The sequence below is a fragment of the Frankia sp. CgKIO3 genome (assembly GCF_977946435.1).
Genome location: NZ_CDWTMO010000013.1, coordinates 14481 through 29417, shown reverse-complemented (window position 1 = coordinate 29417; position 14937 = coordinate 14481). Strand labels below are relative to the sequence as shown.

General features: G+C 71.1%; 13 protein-coding genes and 2 riboswitches. Of the genes, 9 read left to right on the top strand and 4 right to left on the bottom strand.

Features of this window, described 5'->3' with window-relative positions; all coding sequences use genetic code 11:
- Positions 1 to 285: 285 nt before the first annotated feature.
- From AC08OJ_RS03145 to AC08OJ_RS03130, 4 genes are all read right to left on the bottom strand, one after another.
- Positions 286 to 873, bottom strand: coding sequence for a GNAT family N-acetyltransferase (locus tag AC08OJ_RS03145; protein ID WP_476595022.1), 588 nt, complete (start codon positions 871 to 873; stop codon positions 286 to 288).
- Positions 866 to 2155 carry an NAD-dependent epimerase/dehydratase family protein gene (locus AC08OJ_RS03140; RefSeq protein WP_476595021.1) on the bottom strand — a complete coding sequence of 430 codons (1290 nt, stop codon included), beginning with the start codon at positions 2153 to 2155 and terminating at the stop codon, positions 866 to 868. The genes AC08OJ_RS03145 and AC08OJ_RS03140 overlap by 8 nt, the downstream gene beginning before the upstream one ends.
- A 316-nt stretch (positions 2156 to 2471) precedes the next feature.
- Positions 2472 to 3140 (bottom strand): CAP domain-containing protein, encoded by a 669-nt coding sequence (locus tag AC08OJ_RS03135; protein ID WP_476595020.1) that lies wholly within the window; start codon positions 3138 to 3140, stop codon positions 2472 to 2474.
- A gap of 309 nt (positions 3141 to 3449) precedes the next feature.
- Complete coding sequence (locus AC08OJ_RS03130) at positions 3450 to 4160, bottom strand: DedA family protein (protein ID WP_476595019.1); 711 nt, start codon at positions 4158 to 4160, stop codon at positions 3450 to 3452.
- A 109-nt stretch (positions 4161 to 4269) separates the two neighbouring features.
- Here AC08OJ_RS03130 and fbaA point away from each other — a divergent pair, with 109 nt between their 5' ends.
- The 9 genes from fbaA to purB all read left to right on the top strand — a co-directional run bounded on the left by fbaA (position 4270) and on the right by purB (position 14887).
- Positions 4270 to 5307: a class II fructose-bisphosphate aldolase gene (fbaA, locus tag AC08OJ_RS03125; RefSeq protein ID WP_476592072.1), complete on the top strand. Its 1038-nt coding sequence runs from the start codon at positions 4270 to 4272 to the stop codon at positions 5305 to 5307.
- 917 nt (positions 5308 to 6224) lie between these two features.
- Positions 6225 to 6460, top strand: a riboswitch (cyclic di-AMP (ydaO/yuaA leader).
- A 6-nt stretch (positions 6461 to 6466) separates the two neighbouring features.
- Positions 6467 to 7144, top strand: a complete 678-nt coding sequence (locus AC08OJ_RS03120; RefSeq protein WP_476592071.1) for a transglycosylase family protein — start codon at positions 6467 to 6469, stop codon at positions 7142 to 7144.
- A gap of 477 nt (positions 7145 to 7621) precedes the next feature.
- Positions 7622 to 7818: riboswitch (cyclic di-AMP (ydaO/yuaA leader) on the top strand.
- Between the two features lie 2 nt (positions 7819 to 7820).
- Positions 7821 to 8540, top strand: a complete 720-nt coding sequence (locus AC08OJ_RS03115; protein WP_476595018.1) for a transglycosylase family protein — start codon at positions 7821 to 7823, stop codon at positions 8538 to 8540.
- An 86-nt stretch (positions 8541 to 8626) separates the two neighbouring features.
- Entirely contained in the window at positions 8627 to 9061 is a 435-nt protein-coding gene (locus tag AC08OJ_RS03110) for a DUF3151 domain-containing protein (protein WP_476592069.1), read from the top strand.
- Between the two features lie 91 nt (positions 9062 to 9152).
- Positions 9153 to 10436, top strand: a complete 1284-nt coding sequence (locus tag AC08OJ_RS03105) for an adenylosuccinate synthase (protein ID WP_462186406.1) — start codon at positions 9153 to 9155, stop codon at positions 10434 to 10436.
- 196 nt (positions 10437 to 10632) lie between these two features.
- On the top strand, positions 10633 to 11400 hold the full coding sequence (locus AC08OJ_RS03100) for a hypothetical protein (protein ID WP_476595027.1): 768 nt from the start codon (positions 10633 to 10635) through the stop codon (positions 11398 to 11400).
- 338 nt (positions 11401 to 11738) lie between these two features.
- Positions 11739 to 13055 carry a phosphoribosylamine--glycine ligase gene (gene purD, locus AC08OJ_RS03095; protein WP_476592067.1) on the top strand — a complete coding sequence of 439 codons (1317 nt, stop codon included), beginning with the start codon at positions 11739 to 11741 and terminating at the stop codon, positions 13053 to 13055.
- A 3-nt stretch (positions 13056 to 13058) separates the two neighbouring features.
- Positions 13059 to 13583 carry a 5-(carboxyamino)imidazole ribonucleotide mutase gene (gene purE / locus AC08OJ_RS03090; RefSeq protein WP_462186408.1) on the top strand — a complete coding sequence of 175 codons (525 nt, stop codon included), beginning with the start codon at positions 13059 to 13061 and terminating at the stop codon, positions 13581 to 13583.
- The gene (gene purB, locus AC08OJ_RS03085; protein WP_476592066.1) at positions 13580 to 14887 is read left to right on the top strand and encodes an adenylosuccinate lyase; all 1308 of its coding nucleotides are present in this window, start codon (positions 13580 to 13582) and stop codon (positions 14885 to 14887) included. The genes purE and purB overlap by 4 nt, the downstream gene beginning before the upstream one ends.
- Positions 14888 to 14937 lie beyond the last annotated feature (50 nt).

Below are 14937 nucleotides of genomic sequence, written 5' to 3'. Positions count from 1 at the left end.
ATCACAGTCTGAACAGGGGGCTGTCTCCGCGGCGTGTTCACCACTCTCCTCGTGACGACGAAAGAATGAGCCGGGAGCTGTCACCCAGCCGACAACACAGCATGGTAACAGTACCGTCACGATGACCTTCTGCCGCGCCGCGAAAGGCGGCTGGACATGGGTTCTGCCCGTTCGGGCCGGATGACGGCCGGATCCGGACGGTACCGGAGCGGTCGGCGGTGACCCGCGGCGCCAGGCCCGGACGAAGCCCGGCGCCCAATGACGTTGCGTGACAAACCTCAATGGTCAACTTGGCGGCGGACGCAGCCAGATCCGCCACCAATCGGCGATCAGCACACCGGTGGGCACGAACGAGGTCGCCTGCGCGAGACGCTTCCCCACGCTGTCCCCGCGCCGGATCCGCGTCTCCACCAGAGCGCCGCGGTATTCGAACCATCCCGCGACCGCGCGGATCGCCTCGGTGGCGTAGCCGCTGCGCCGGCATCCGAGCACGATCGACACCCCGACCACCACCCGCCGGCCGTGGGCCTCCGCCGCGAGCAGGCCCACCGCCGCCGATCCTGGATGGCGACCCGGATGGCGACGCAGCACCCAGGTCAGGACCGTGTGGCCGGCGCTCGCCCGACGGCGCAGTTCGCGCCGCAGCGCCCCCGCCGGATCGTCGGGATCGGGCGCCCCCGCGGCAGGATCGGTCCCGACGATTCCGCCGAAGGGGCCGGATCCGTCACCGGGAGCGCCACGCGCGCCTGATCGCGGGGTGATGACCGTGAACGCCAGCGAAGGCGCGAGCTCCTCGGCGACGTATCCCGCGTTCCAAATGGTGAGCGGGAGTGCGAGTAGTCGGGAGGTGGTGAGTGTAGGGCCCTCACCCACGACGGGATGGCTCCCGGACCCCGAGCAGACCCCGTTCCCGGAGCCAGGACTCGGTGCGGTTCATGCCCTCGGGCAGCCGCACGACCGGCGACCATCCCGTCCGGGCCCGGATCTTCTCGATGGAGAGGCCCGCGTCGCGGGTCAGGGTGCGCACGGTGAGCGGACCGAGGTCCACCCGGGCGCGGGGATCGACTCCGGCCACCAGACGGGCACCGACACCGCGGACCAGGCCCGGTGCCCGCCGCGACGGGATCGCCGAGTTCATCGGAACGGCCGGAACGGCTGAGCCCGCTGGCCGTACCGAGGTCGTCGAGACCGCCGGGACCGGGTGGGTGGGGAGGGGTGGCGTCTCAGCCGCGGAACCGTCCGCGCCTCGCCTCCGGTAACCCTCCGCGAACGAACGGACACGATCAATCGCGTCGACCGCTTCGAAGATCCTGGCCGGTACGGAGCGGGGCGCCGCGATCGCGAGCATCTGACAGTAAAAGGTGAAGAAGTCGGCGGCGGACACCGACTCCCCCCCGGTCACGTGCAGCACCTCACCGGCGACCGCCGACCGGTCCGCACCGGCGACGGTGGTCACCGCCGTGACCACGTCGTCGACATGCACGGGGCTGAGCACACCCCGGCCGCCGTCGACGAGGACGAACCGCCCGGCCCGCATCAGCAGCACCGGCCAGAGGGTCCAGCGACCAGCCCGGGGACCGTAGGCGTCCCCGATCCGCAGGACGGTCGCGCCGAGTCCGTGCGCAGCGGCCGACCCGACCGCCTGTTCCGCGGCGGCCATGGCGTCGGCGCGGACGTCGCCAGTCAGCCCGATCGGCGTGGTCTCGTCCAGTGGTCGGCCGACGGCTCGCGCGGGCCCCCGGTCCCCGGTCCCGCCGGGGACCGGGCCACTCGTCCGGGCAAGCACGTCCACACAGGAAAGATGGATGAAGCGGTCGACCCCGGCCCGACCCGCGGCGTCGAGCAACGCCGCCGTGGCGCCGAGGGTCACCCGCCGGATCTCGGCGTCGGGCACCCGTACCGGCGCTCCGGCTCGGCCGGGACGCACCGGGGTCAGTTCCGCGACGCCACCGGTCCCGATGGCGGCGGCATGGATCACCAGCTCCGTGCCGTAAAGGGCTTTCTCCCACTCACCGGGACGGCTGACGTCGGCCTGCATGACACCCGGCGCGCGCCGGATGTCGATGGCGACAACGTCGTCACCGCGCCGCCGCAGCGCGTGGGCCAGCGCTCCGCCGAGGAAGCCGGCCGCGCCGGTGACCACCGCCCGAACCAAGGTCACTCCTCCTGCCAGGATCACCCTCGCCGACGGCGCTGCCGCGCGGCCCGCCAGCCCGTCTACCGGCTGGGTCCGCGGGCTTTACCACGCTCGCTGTCGTGCTCGTTGCCGTGCTCGCTGCCGTCGGCGACGATGACCCGACCCTACGGGATCGACTACTGATCAGGACCGGGACATCCCCGCGAGTCGCGGAGGATCGAGGTCGGGTGCACCTCGCGGGATGCCACGGGCCGGTCGCGCCCGGCAAGTGGGCCGGGCCCCACGGCGTCCCGAAGTCCTGGGTCCAGTAGGTGCCGTACCTGCCGCCCGTCGCTTAGCCCACGCCGATCCGGGTCAACGAACAGGTGAGGATGTTCGATCGGTGGTCCGGGCTGTTCATCCATCCGCGCATCACCTCGGCCACGGTGCGCTGACCGGCGGCGATGTTCTCGGCGGCGATGGAGAAGGAGAAGCCGGCGGCGATCCGGTCGAAGGGCGAGCGACTGTCCGGGCTGTCGTGGCCGAAATAGCCGGCCGTGGCCATGTCGACGCTGTGTGCCTGGGCCGCGGCGGCCAACCGTAAGTCGACGATCAACGGAGGGCAACCGGCCGCCCGGCGCTCGAGGTTGGTCGAGGTCACGGCCTGACCGACCAGGCTCGTCCAGGAGGCCGGCAGGTACGGCGGGCGCGGCGAGATAACAGCCGGCGCCGGGGCCGACGCGGACGGAGCCGTCACCGGCGCGGCCAGGGCCAGAGCCGACGCCCGCGCAGCGGGCAGCTGATCCGGACCGGCCGGGCGAGCGGCGGGCTGCGGCTCGGCCCCGGGCCCGGTCGGCGCACCCCGATCCGCGATCCGATCCGCGATCGACGTGGGAGGGACCCCGGCCGTCACCCCGACCACGCCCCGACCCGGCTGCGCGCCGACGCGGCCGGCCACGTGGTCACCGTCACGCGGTCCCGAATGACCACCCGCGAGCAGCACGATCGCCAGAACCGCGGTCAAGGCCCCTGCCGCGGTGCAGAGGACGGGGCCGGCGCGACGCCGTTCCGCATGGTGCCGCCTGTGGTGTCGAAGCATCGAATCCTTCGGTGGTCGGACCCCCCGACCGCGTACCTGGATCGATCAAGGTTAGCCGGCCATAGCCAGAAATTGCCATAGGAAAGGGAATTGATCGTCCAATGTGATCTGGTCGTAACGTCGTGGAGACTACCGGTCCACGGATCTCCCGACGGGATCCGGCGCCGCGGGGCACTAACGGACAACATCCCTACGCTCCTCGCCCGACCCTCGGCGCTCCTCGCCCGACACGGACTACCGCGGCCCCTGGTCGGGGAGCCGGCCCGATCGCCGACGCAGCAGCTCACCGGCGATCCCGGCGATGACGGAGATGGCGATCACGACGAGCGCGATCCACACCGCCGCGTCCCGCAGCCCAGGAATGGCGGCCGCCGTATAGCCCAGAAGGATCAATCCGGTCCCCCAGACGAGCGCTCCGAGCATGACCGCGATCAGAAAGCGGGACCATGACATCGCCACGGCCCCGGCGAGTACCGGCGCGAACGTCCTCGCCCACGGCACGAAGCGGGCCGCGACCAGGGTGATCGGCCCGAACCGTCGGTAGAATTCCTCCGTACGGGCCAGCACCGTGGCGTACCTGCGCTCCAGGTACGGCCGGCCGAGGCGATGCCCGGTGTAGTAGCCCGCCACCGCCCCGACGGTGGCCGCCGCTGCGACCCCGATCGAGAGGACCGCGACGGACACGTTCGACGCCGCGTCCGCCGCCATCAGCCCGGCCGCGAAGAGAATGGTGTCACCCGGAAGCCAGAACCCGATCAGGATCCCGCTCTCGACGAAGATGACCGCGAAGAGGACGACGTACAGCGTCATCCCGGACAGGCTGCCGACATCCACTCGACCAGTGTGCCGACCCTTGGTCGGCACCCGCCCCGCGCCCGGCGCGCGGACCGGCACCGCGTCGGCGACGTCAGCCGCATCCGACCCCGGGACGGGGCAAGGCGTCATACCCTTCGCCCATCAGGAGTCCACGGCGGGCTTCGGCCCGATCCGGCTGTCCTGCACCGCGGGTGCAGGGCTGATCGGCGCCCCTACAGGTTCGTAAGGAGCCCCACCGATGCCCATCGCCACGCCAGACGTATATGCCGAGATGCTCGACCGGGCGAAGGCCCAGTCCTTCGCCTACCCCGCGATCAACGTGACCTCGTCGCAGTCCCTGAACGCCGCGCTGCGGGGCTTCACCGAAGCCGGCAGTGACGGCATCGTGCAGGTGTCCACCGGCGGTGCCGAGTACCTGTCCGGCTCGACGGTGAAGAACATGGTCCTCGGCGCGGAGGCACTAGCCGAGTTCGCCCACCATGTCGCGGAGGCGTATCCGGTCAACATCGCCCTGCACACCGACCACTGCCCGGCCGACAAGCTTGACACCTACATCCGTCCCCTGATCGCGATCTCGAAGGATCGGGTGGCCCAGGGGCGCGAGCCGCTCTTCCAGTCGCACATGTGGGACGGCTCGGCGGTCCCCCTTGAGGAGAACCTCAAGATCGCCGAGGAACTACTCGCGGATGCCGCCGCCGCGAAGATCGTTCTCGAGGTCGAGATCGGGGTCGTCGGCGGCGAGGAGGACGGCGTCGTCGGCGCGATCGACGAGAAGCTCTACACGACGCCGGAGGACATGTGGCGGACGGCCGAGGTGCTCGGCACCGGCGCGAAGGGGCGCTACCTGCTCGCCGCCACCTTCGGCAACGTGCACGGTGTGTACAAGCCCGGAAACGTCAAGCTACGCCCGACGATTCTGCACGAAGGACAGGAGTACGTCGCCAGGAAGCTCGGGCTGCCAGCCAGCGCGAAGCCGTTCAACCTCGTCTTTCACGGCGGTAGCGGGTCGGCTCTCACCGAAATCCGCGAGACGCTCGACTACGGGGTGGTCAAGATGAACGTGGACACGGACACCCAGTACGCATTCACCCGCCCCATCGTGGACCACGTGTTCAAAAACTATGACGGCGTTCTCAAGGTGGACGGTGAGGTCGGCGTGAAGAAGGCATACGACCCGCGTACCTACGGAAAGCTCGCGGAGAGCAGCATGGCGGCCCGCGTCGCCCAGGCGTGTGAGGACCTCCGTTCCGCCGGCACCAGCCTCGGACGGGCATAGTCCGGGCCAGGAGCGCACGCCGGCTGGCGGGATCGGTTCGTCGGATACCGTCCGGCCGGACCGCCGGCCGGCGGACAGGAGGCGGGCAGGAGGACAGATAGCCGCCGGCCGCGAAAACGGGCAACCGGGCAACCGCCGCCGCTCGTCCGAGGGCATTCTCCGGACCCCTCGACCCGACACTCTCCATCGTTTCCGGCGGACGGAACGACCGGCACGCGGCGGACATCCGACCCGCCCCGGTCCGATGCACGACCTGCCGATTTCCCGTACTATGCCGGCCCCACGGTTCCCCGGTCGCTCCGACGGCTGGGGGACCACTGTTTACCGGGCGAGGGACCCCGCTCCTCGCGTAACGCCGCCTCCGCTGGCGACCAGCAGGTTGCGGCCACATTAGCGGACACGCACCGGGCCTTCGGTAACCGTTCACCTACCGCCCCGCCCCACGGAACCCCTTCGTCCAGCGTGGCGGCCCGACAGGCAATTTTCACAATCGGTGTTCGATCGAATCCGCCGTGTGCAAAAATCACAACGCTGCAAGTTACCGCCCGATTTCCGTTGTTTTTCTCACAAAAACAGGCTTCAACGGACGAAGCGTAGTATCAGGCCGATCACTCGCGTCGATCTCGTAGCAGGGCCGTCACACCTTTGTTGACATATCACACATCTGGCCTGATACGGGACTCTCCGCTCATCGTCGCCCATCGGCAAACAGGGTGATCGGCCAAGCACAAATGCCTCCGCACGTCGTACCGCCAGTTTGATGAGCGGGCGCGCACGCGCGATACCAGGCCGTCGATTCCTGCTCAAGCAGGCGCGCCGAGTGTGCTCTTTTTCACGCACCCTATTCAATGCTTGGCGACTCGCCGGGCGGCGTGGTTATGGTTTTCGCCGTGCCCGGCAACAACGCCGGGCATTCGTCGGGCGGCACGCCGAATCCTGCCCCCGGCCGACGATTTCTCGAACCGGGCGGCAGGAACGGGGGACCCATCTCCGAGTATCGAAAGGATTCGATGCTCTCGGGGTGAAGCCATGTGCGACGACCACACGGAAAGGTGTTTCCGGTGCGGCTTCCGTCTCCAGGGAATCCCTGGCACGGCCGGGCAGTTCCCAGTCCGAATCCGACAGCTTACCTCGCAGGCGTGGGGAAGGACCACAAGACATGTCCGACGCACGTATCAGTGGCCGACAATGCCGCGCCGGTACCCGCAGCCGGGCCCGGGCCCTCGTGGTCGCACCCGTACTCGCGGCAGCGGTGGGCGGCACCTTCGCGCTCAGCCAGCCGGCCGGTGCGGCCACCACCTGGACGGGCCTGCGGCAGTGCGAGTCCGGCGGTGACTACACGATCAACACCGGCAACGCGTACTACGGCGCCTACCAGTTCTCCGCCAGCACCTGGCACGGCCTCGGCTACAGCGGTCTGCCGCACCAGGCTCCCCCGGCTGTCCAGGACGAGGCCGCACTCAAGCTCGCCCGGCGGTCCGGCTTCGGCCAGTGGCCGACCTGTGGCCGCGGGATGGGCGCCGACCAGCTCGCGGGCGGCTCGTCGAGCTCCTCGGGCCAGGCGTCGCGCACGGCGAAACGCAGTGAGCTGACGGTCAGCCCCATCTCCGTGAGCACCCCCGTATTCACCCGTAACCTGACGACCGCACTGGCCAGGCAGGTACGTGACGACGTGCGGGCCTGGCAGGCCCGCGTCAACCATCTGGGGTATCCGATCACGATCGACGGCCGTTACGGACCACGCTCCGCCGCAGTCGCCCGCGCCCTGCAGGCCGCCAAGGGACTCGCCGTCGACGGCATCGTCGGCCCGGCGACCTGGCGGGCCACCTTCAGCTGATCCTCTCTATCAGCTCTATCAGCTGATCCATTCACTCCGTCAGCTCCGTCAGCTGATCTCTTCACTCCGCTCCCGCGACGGGGGACGACCGCCGCGGCAACCGGACATCCCACCCCGGCGACACCGGTCAGGGGATCTCACCTCGACGACGGGCCGGCCCGACCGGCCTCCGGACGATCTCCGGTTGACGGCCCGTACGGGCTGGCCCGTGCAACCCACCACCAACATCACCCGGACCACACCCTGACCGGCCTCCGGCAGAGCCGATCTTCGGCAAGGCCGGCGAGGAACAGCAGGACCAGCGAGCCACCTGCGGAACCTGTACAGAAGTGGCACGATTCGCGCGATCCTCACTGGTTACTCCGGACCACCCCGGTTTGCGCTCCATGAGCGGTTCTCGCTAGAGTGCCGCTCACTCGCCTCGTCGGCGAGGCCGCCCGGACGGACGCCGAGTCCTGCCCCCGTGCGAGCGGCCGGAACGAACATCAACCGCAGCGGGCAGGAGTGGGGGACCCACATTTCGGGCGCCGCAAGCAGCGTCCTTGGGGTAAAGCCGGTGCATCCCGGTCCATGGTGGAGAGCGGTTCCTACTCGCCACCCGGGGTCGGATCCTCCGGCCGGGCCATCCCAGCCCGCACCCGACAGCTCACCCCGCAGGCGACGGGATTGGACGAACATGCCCTCTGGGCGTCGTGGCGGCAGACATCGAGCACCGCAGGCCCCATCGCCCGCCGGTCGCATCCTGCGCACCACCGGCGCGGTCACGGCCATCGTCGGCAGCGGCCTCGCGGTCACCGCGGCTCCGGCGGGCGCGGCCACCGCCGATGACTTCGCCAAGCTCCGCCAGTGCGAGTCCGGCGGCAACTACGCGATCAGCACCGGCAACGGCTTCTCCGGTGCCTACCAGTTCGACGACCGGACCTGGCACGGGCTCGGGTACTCCGGCCGGCCGTACCAGGCGTCGCCCGCCACGCAGGACGAGGCGGCCGCGAAGCTCTACAACCAGCGGGGCTGGCAGCCATGGCCGTCCTGCTCGGTCAAGATGGGCCTGACCAACAACGGCCCGGCCAGTGTCCCGGGCGGCTCTGGCGACGTCATCCAGCAGGCCATCACCCCGGTGGAACCCCCCATGACGCTGGACCGGGCTCGCCGGGAGATGGGGGACGGCTCGTTCAGGGGCACGGTCCTCGACGCGTCCCTCAGCGACGACGTCCGCCCGGAGGCCTTCGTCTGGCAGGACAGAATGCGCCAGAAGGGCTTCGTACTCACCGTCGACGGCAAGTTCGGACCGCAGTCGCAGGGCATCGCCGCGCTGTACTCGTACCTCACCCGGGTGAACGACGGTCAACCCGGGGTCGTCGGCCAGAATCTGTGGAACGTCAGCGTCAGGGCCTGACCGACCCGGTCACCGTGCGCGCAGGGCGGGCGCGTCCGGGGTGACCTCCATGACGTGTGCGGCCAGTCGTCGGGCAGGATGCACTCATGACGACGCCGTCCGCCTCGGGAAAGCCCAACCTGCTCTCCGGTCCGCCGCCGACGCTCCTGCCCTCCGACGCGGCCGCGACCGAGGCGCTGGCCGCCGGTGATCCGCCGGATGCCGTCGCCGCCCGGCTGCCCGCGTTCAGCGCGCCCTGGGCCGCGCTCGCCGAGCTCGCGCTCACCGGCGGACGACCCATCGAGGCCTATGCCTACGCCCGCACGGGCTATCACCGCGGCCTCGACGCCCTGCGCCGCTCGGGCTGGAAGGGCAACGGGCCGATCCCCTGGTCACACGAACCCAACCGCGGGTTCCTGCGTTCACTCGCCGCTCTCGTCCGGGCGGCCGCGGCCATCGGGGAGGCCGAGGAGGCCACCCGCTGCCGGACGTTCCTGACCGGCAGCAATCCCGTCACCGCCAGTGAGATCGGCTTCACCTGACAGTGAGTTCATCAGGCCGCGTCGGTGGTGGAGGCCAGCGAGGACGCCGCAGCCGGCCCCACGGCCCCGCCATCCCTAGTAACCTCGCCCGGTGCCTGCTCTTGTCCTCATCGGTGCCCAGTGGGGCGACGAGGGAAAAGGAAAGGCGACCGACCTCTTGGGCGGCGCCGTCGATTACGTCGTCCGATACCAGGGTGGCAACAACGCCGGCCACACCGTGGTCATCGGGGCGGAGAGCTACGCGCTCCACCTGATTCCCAGTGGCATGCTGCGAGCCGACTGCGTTCCCGTGATCGGCAACGGGGTCGTCATCGACCCGGGCGTGCTGCTGGCCGAGATGGACGGGCTCACCGCCCGCGGCATCGACGTCTCCCGGCTCCTGATCAGCGCGAACGCCCACCTGATCATGCCCCATCACCGGGCGCTGGACCGGGTCATCGAGCGCTACCTGGGCAAGGCGCGGATCGGTACCACCGGTCGCGGCATCGGTCCCACCTACGGCGACAAGGTTGCCCGTACGGGCATCAGAGTGCAGGATCTCCTCGACCCGGGCATCTTCCACAAGAAGCTCGAACTGGTGCTACGGGAGAAGAACCAGGTCCTGGCCAAGGTCTACAACCGGCGCCGGATCGAGCTAGACGAGGTGGTCGAGGAGTACGCCGACTACGCGAAACGCCTCCAACCCCACATCGCCGACACCGGCCTGATTCTCGACCGGGCGCTGCGCGCGGGCAAGGTCGTGCTGCTCGAAGGCTCCCAGGGCACTCTCCTCGACGTCGATCACGGCACCTACCCGTTCGTCACGTCATCGAACCCGACCGCCGGCTACGCGGCCACCGGCGCCGGCATCGGCCCGACGAGGATCAGTCGGGTGATCGGCATCATCAAGGCCTACACGACCCGGGTCGGCGCCGGCCCCTTCCCCACCGAACTGGACGACAAGGTCGGAGAGGAGCTGCGCCGCATTGGCGGGGAGTTCGGCGTGACGACCGGCCGGGCACGGCGCACCGGCTGGTTTGACGCCGTAATCGCCCGCTACGCGGTGCGGGTCAACGGTCTGACCGACCTTTTCCTCACCAAGCTGGACGTCCTGTCGGGCTTCGACCGGGTGCCCATCTGCGTCGGCTACGACATCGGCGGCGAACGGGTCGACGAGATGCCCATGACCCAGACCGAGTTCCACCACGCCAAGCCGATCTACACTGACCTGCCCGGCTGGCACGAGGACATCTCCGGCGTCCGGTCGTTCGCCGACCTGCCCGGCACCGCGAAGGACTACATCAGGGCGTTGGAGGAGTTCTCCGGCGCCCCGGTGTCGGCGGTCGGCGTCGGTCCCGGGCGGGACCAGACGCTCGTCATCAATGACCTGGTCTGAACAAACTGGTCCGAAAAGACCTGGTCTGATCCCGCCCGGCGCGGGCCAAGATCCGGTCGGTTCCGGTTGCAGCCGGAAGCATTACCATCGACGCTTGGGCGGTCACGCAAAGCAATGACGTCCGGGGGTGGTGGCGGTGGCCGTTGTCAGGTCCCGGCCGTCGGATGACGACCCTTCCATCCCCGGGCGGACACCGCTGTCGCTGCCGGAACCGGCCGAAGCCCCGCAACCGGCCCGTTGGCCACCGGCCGTGAGACGCGGTTACCTGCACCCGACCGACTCCGACGCCTGGCCGGTCGGGTTCTCCCCCACCGGCGAGGCTCTGCCACAGACACTGACCGACGTGCTGCTGCGGGGCAGCCACGCCATCCGGAGCTCGAAGCGGGCCGAGGCGCAGCGGCTCGAACGCGCCGCGGCCGTCGCCAGTCACGTCGACGCCCAGATCCGTGACTTCCTGGACTTCTGCGCGGCCGAACACCTGGTACCACCGGTCACGGTGCGGGCGGCCCGCACCGCGCCGCACCGCGCGCCGGCGCGGTACCGCGCCGGCCGGCCGCTGCCCGCGCTGGACCTGAGCGAGGGCGGGGCGACACGGGCGGCCACGGACCCGGCAGCCCGGGCAGATCGGGCGGACCCGGGCGAGGCGGCCGTCGACCCCGGTCGCCGCCGGCGTTGGCCAAGACGGCGGGAACGGCTGCAGGCGTGGCCGCTGCTGTACTGGCGCTGCGAGAACTTCCCGGCCGCAGGGCGGTCGCTGCACCTGTTCGTCGAACCGGGTGGACGCGCCTTCGAGGGCCGCGACGATCCCGCCCCGCTGACCGTGCTCGGCCGGGAGGTCCGGGTCTGGCCGGTCGACGCCGCCGCCATCGTCGCGGGCATGGCCGAGGTGGACGCACGCCGCTGCGCGCTGCACCTGGTGCACGGCATGGCCCACCTGCTCTGGCGGTCGGGCGTCGGGCTGTAGCCGCTCAGCGCGGATCGTCCCGGGTGACCGGCCGGGAGTCACCGGCACCGACCGGGCACGACGCGCACGATGATCAGCATACCCGCTACTGTGGAACTGTGACCCGACCGAACTGCGACGACGCGATGCCCCAGGCGGGGTTCGCCGGTTCGCGACGGCACCCGCGCCCGGTCCGGATCTCCGTCCCGGCGCCGCGCGCCGGGGACAACCGGTGACGGCCTCCACCGACCCCCACGTCCCCCGCGCACGGCCGTGGCGGCGACGCGGCCCGGTCCGCCGGCATTACCGGGAATCCGCCGCCGCGCACCGGGCCGCTGCTTGCGTCGCGAGGTGAACTGATGAAGGTTCTTGTTGTCGGCTCCGGCGGCCGTGAACACGCGCTGTGCCGGGCGCTCGCCCGCGATCCCCGGGTCGGCTCGCTGATCTGCGCGCCCGGAAACGCCGGGACCGCCGAGCTCGCCGAGCCCCGCCCGCTCGCCGTCGCCGACCCGGACGCCGTCGCCGACCTTGCCGAGGCGGTCGGCGCGGACCTCACCGTCATCGGTCCGGAGATGCCGTTGGTAGCCGGGGCCGCCGACGAGCTACGCGCCCGCGGCCTCGCGGTCTTCGGCCCGAGCGCGGCCGCGGCCCGGCTGGAGGGCAGCAAGGCGTTCGCCAAGGAGGTCATGCGCGCCGCCGGGGTGCCCACGGCGGCCTCTCGCGACCACACCGAGATCGAGCCCGCCCTGGCCGACCTGGACGTCTTCGGCCCGCCGTACGTGGTGAAGTACGACGGGCTCGCCGCCGGCAAGGGCGTCACGGTAACCGAGGATCGCGACGCGGCCGTCGCCGCGGTCCGCGCGAGCCTGCGCGGACCGGACGGCCGGGTTGTCCTCGAGGAGTACCTCGACGGGCCCGAGGTCTCCCTGTTCGCCGTGGTGACCGAGTCCGGCGCGGTCCTCCCGCTGCTGCCGGCGCAGGACCACAAACGGGTCGGCGACGGCGACACCGGCCCGAACACCGGGGGGATGGGCGCGTACACCCCGCTGCCCTGGGCCTCGCACGGCCTGCCGGCGGAGATCGTCGCCACGGTGATCCGGCCGACAGTGGCCGAGATGACCCGGCGCGGCACCCCGTTCACCGGCCTGCTCTACGCCGGGCTCGCGCTGACCACCCGCGGCCCGCGGGTGGTGGAGTTCAACGTGCGCTTCGGTGACCCCGAGGTGCAGGCCATCCTCGCCCTGCTCACGACGCCGTTGACGGACGTGCTCTCCGGCCGGCGGGCACCGGTGTGGCGCTCCGGCGCGGCGATCAGCGTCGTCGTCGCCGCGCACGGCTATCCGGCGGCACCCAGGCTCGGCGACCCGCTCCGCGGGCTCGCTGCCGCCGGTGCACTGGCCGGCGTCGACGTCCTGCACGCCGGTACCCGGAGGGAGCCGGATGGCCGGGTCGTCTCGGCCGGCGGCCGTGTGCTGTCCGTTACGGCCATCGGCTCCAACCTGGAGTCCGCGCGAGGATCGGCCTACGAGGCTGTCAGCCGCATCTCGCTGCCCGGCGCCCATTACCGCACCGACATCGGAGATCCGTCCCGGATGCGCCACGCGGCCGACGTCCGTCGAGCGGACGTCGCGTCCGGCGAGGATCCCGCAGGACATAGAAAGAAAAAGAAGGAGTAGACCGTGTCGCAGAGCACCCCCGGGCCGGGCCATCCCCAGGTGGCGATCGTCTTCGGATCACCGTCGGACACCCAGACCATGAGCAAGGCCGGCGCCACCCTGGAACGCTTCGGTGTGCCCTACGAGCAGGTGTCGCTGTCGGCGCACCGGGCGCCGCGCACCCTCGCCGACTACGTGGGTCAGCTGCGGGCCCGCGACATCTCGGTGGTCATCGCCGGGGCAGGCCTGGCCGCTGCGCTGCCCGGCACCATCGCGGCCCTCACCACGCTGCCGGTAATCGGCGTGCCGATCTCCGGCGGGGCGCTGGACGGCATGGACTCGCTGCTCGCCATCGTGCAGATGCCGCCGGGCGTCCCGGTCGCGACCGTGGGCCTGAACAACTCGACGAACGCGGCGATCCTGGCGATCCAGATCCTGGCGCTGGCCGATCCCGATCTGGGGCTGAAGCTGGCCGCGTTCAAGGACGAGTTCGAGCAGGCCGCGGCGGACGGGCTGAGCGCGGCGGCCGCGGCCGGCAGCCAGTCATGATCGGCCGTTACACCCTGGCGGAGATGGGCCGGGTGTGGTCGGAGGCGCACAAGTACGAGCTGTGGTGTCGCGTCGAGGTGCTGGTCATGGAGGCGCACGCCGCCGCGGGCCGCATCCCCGCCGATTCCGTCGAGCCGGTCCGGGCCGCCCCCGCTCCGACGCCCGAGGCCGTTGCCGAGGTGGAGGCCGTCACCCAGCATGACGTCATCGCCTTCCTGACCGCTTGGGCCGACCGCACCGAACCCCGGTCCGCCGCCGCCTACGCGCACTTCGGCATGACCTCCTCAGACCTGCTCGACACGGCGCTCGCGCTGCAGCTGGTCGAGTCGACCGACCTGCTGCTCGCCCGGGCGGACACCCTCGTCGCCGCGCTGCGCGACCTCGGCCTAGCCCACCGGAACACCCTGCGGGTCGGCCGGACGCACGGTATCCACGGCGAGCCGACGGTGTTCGGGCACCGCGTCGCGGACCTGGCGTTCGGGCTCGCCCGCTGCCGCGACCGGCTGCGCGCGGCCCGCGCGGACGTGGCCGTCGCCAAGATCTCCGGCGCGGTCGGGACGTACTCCAACATCGACCCCGACGTCGAGGCCTATGTGGCCGACAAGCTGGGCCTCACCGCGGCCCCGGTGGCCACCCAGGTCGTGCTGCGCGACGGCATCGCCTCCTGGGTCGCGGCGCTGGCTGGGCTCGCGACCGTCTGCGAGGCGGTCGCCCTGGAGGTCCGGCACGGCCAGCGCACGGAGGTCCGGGAGCTGTCCGAGCCGTTCGGCTCCGGGCAGAAGGGCTCCTCCGCGATGCCCCACAAGAAGAACCCGATCATGTCGGAGCGCATCGCCGGGCTCGCCCGGATCGTCCGGGCGCAGTACGTCCCGGTGCTGGAGGGCGTCCCGCTGTGGCACGAGCGCGACATCTCCCACTCCTCCACCGAGCGCATCGCGCTGCCGGACGCCGCCACCGGCGTCGACTACCTGCTGCACCTGACGACCCGGCTGGTCACCGGGCTGGTCGTGGACACCGCACGGATGCGGGCGAACCTCGATGCCACGGGCGGGCTGGTCTACACCTCGGCGGTGCTGCTCGAACTCGTCGAGACGGGGCTGTCCCGCGAGGACGCCTACGCCGTCACCCAGACGGCGGCGATGGAGACCTGGCAGACCGGCGTGCCGTTCCGGGAGACGCTGCGCAAGCACGCCGGCGACCGCGGCCTGGCCCTGGACGAGGCCAGGCTCGACGAGGTGAGCCGGCCCGAGCGCTACACCAAGCGCCTCGGCCCGGTCTTCGACGCCTTGGCCGCCCTCACCTGACCCGCGCGCCCCCGCGCCTGACCCGCCGCACAGCGGCGCAGGCATGGCGC

Excerpts from the sequence above, each read along its gene's own strand:
- AC08OJ_RS03130 (WP_476595019.1), bottom strand. The coding sequence starts at position 4,160 with ATGACGCCTTGCCCCGTCCCGGGGTCGGATGCGGCTGACGTCGCCGAC.
- fbaA (WP_476592072.1), top strand. The coding sequence starts at position 4,270 with ATGCCCATCGCCACGCCAGACGTATATGCCGAGATGCTCGACCGGGCG.
- AC08OJ_RS03120 (WP_476592071.1), top strand. The coding sequence starts at position 6,467 with ATGTCCGACGCACGTATCAGTGGCCGACAATGCCGCGCCGGTACCCGC.
- AC08OJ_RS03115 (WP_476595018.1), top strand. The coding sequence starts at position 7,821 with ATGCCCTCTGGGCGTCGTGGCGGCAGACATCGAGCACCGCAGGCCCCA.
- AC08OJ_RS03110 (WP_476592069.1), top strand. The coding sequence starts at position 8,627 with ATGACGACGCCGTCCGCCTCGGGAAAGCCCAACCTGCTCTCCGGTCCG.
- purD (WP_476592067.1), top strand. The coding sequence starts at position 11,739 with ATGAAGGTTCTTGTTGTCGGCTCCGGCGGCCGTGAACACGCGCTGTGC.
- purB (WP_476592066.1), top strand. The coding sequence starts at position 13,580 with ATGATCGGCCGTTACACCCTGGCGGAGATGGGCCGGGTGTGGTCGGAG.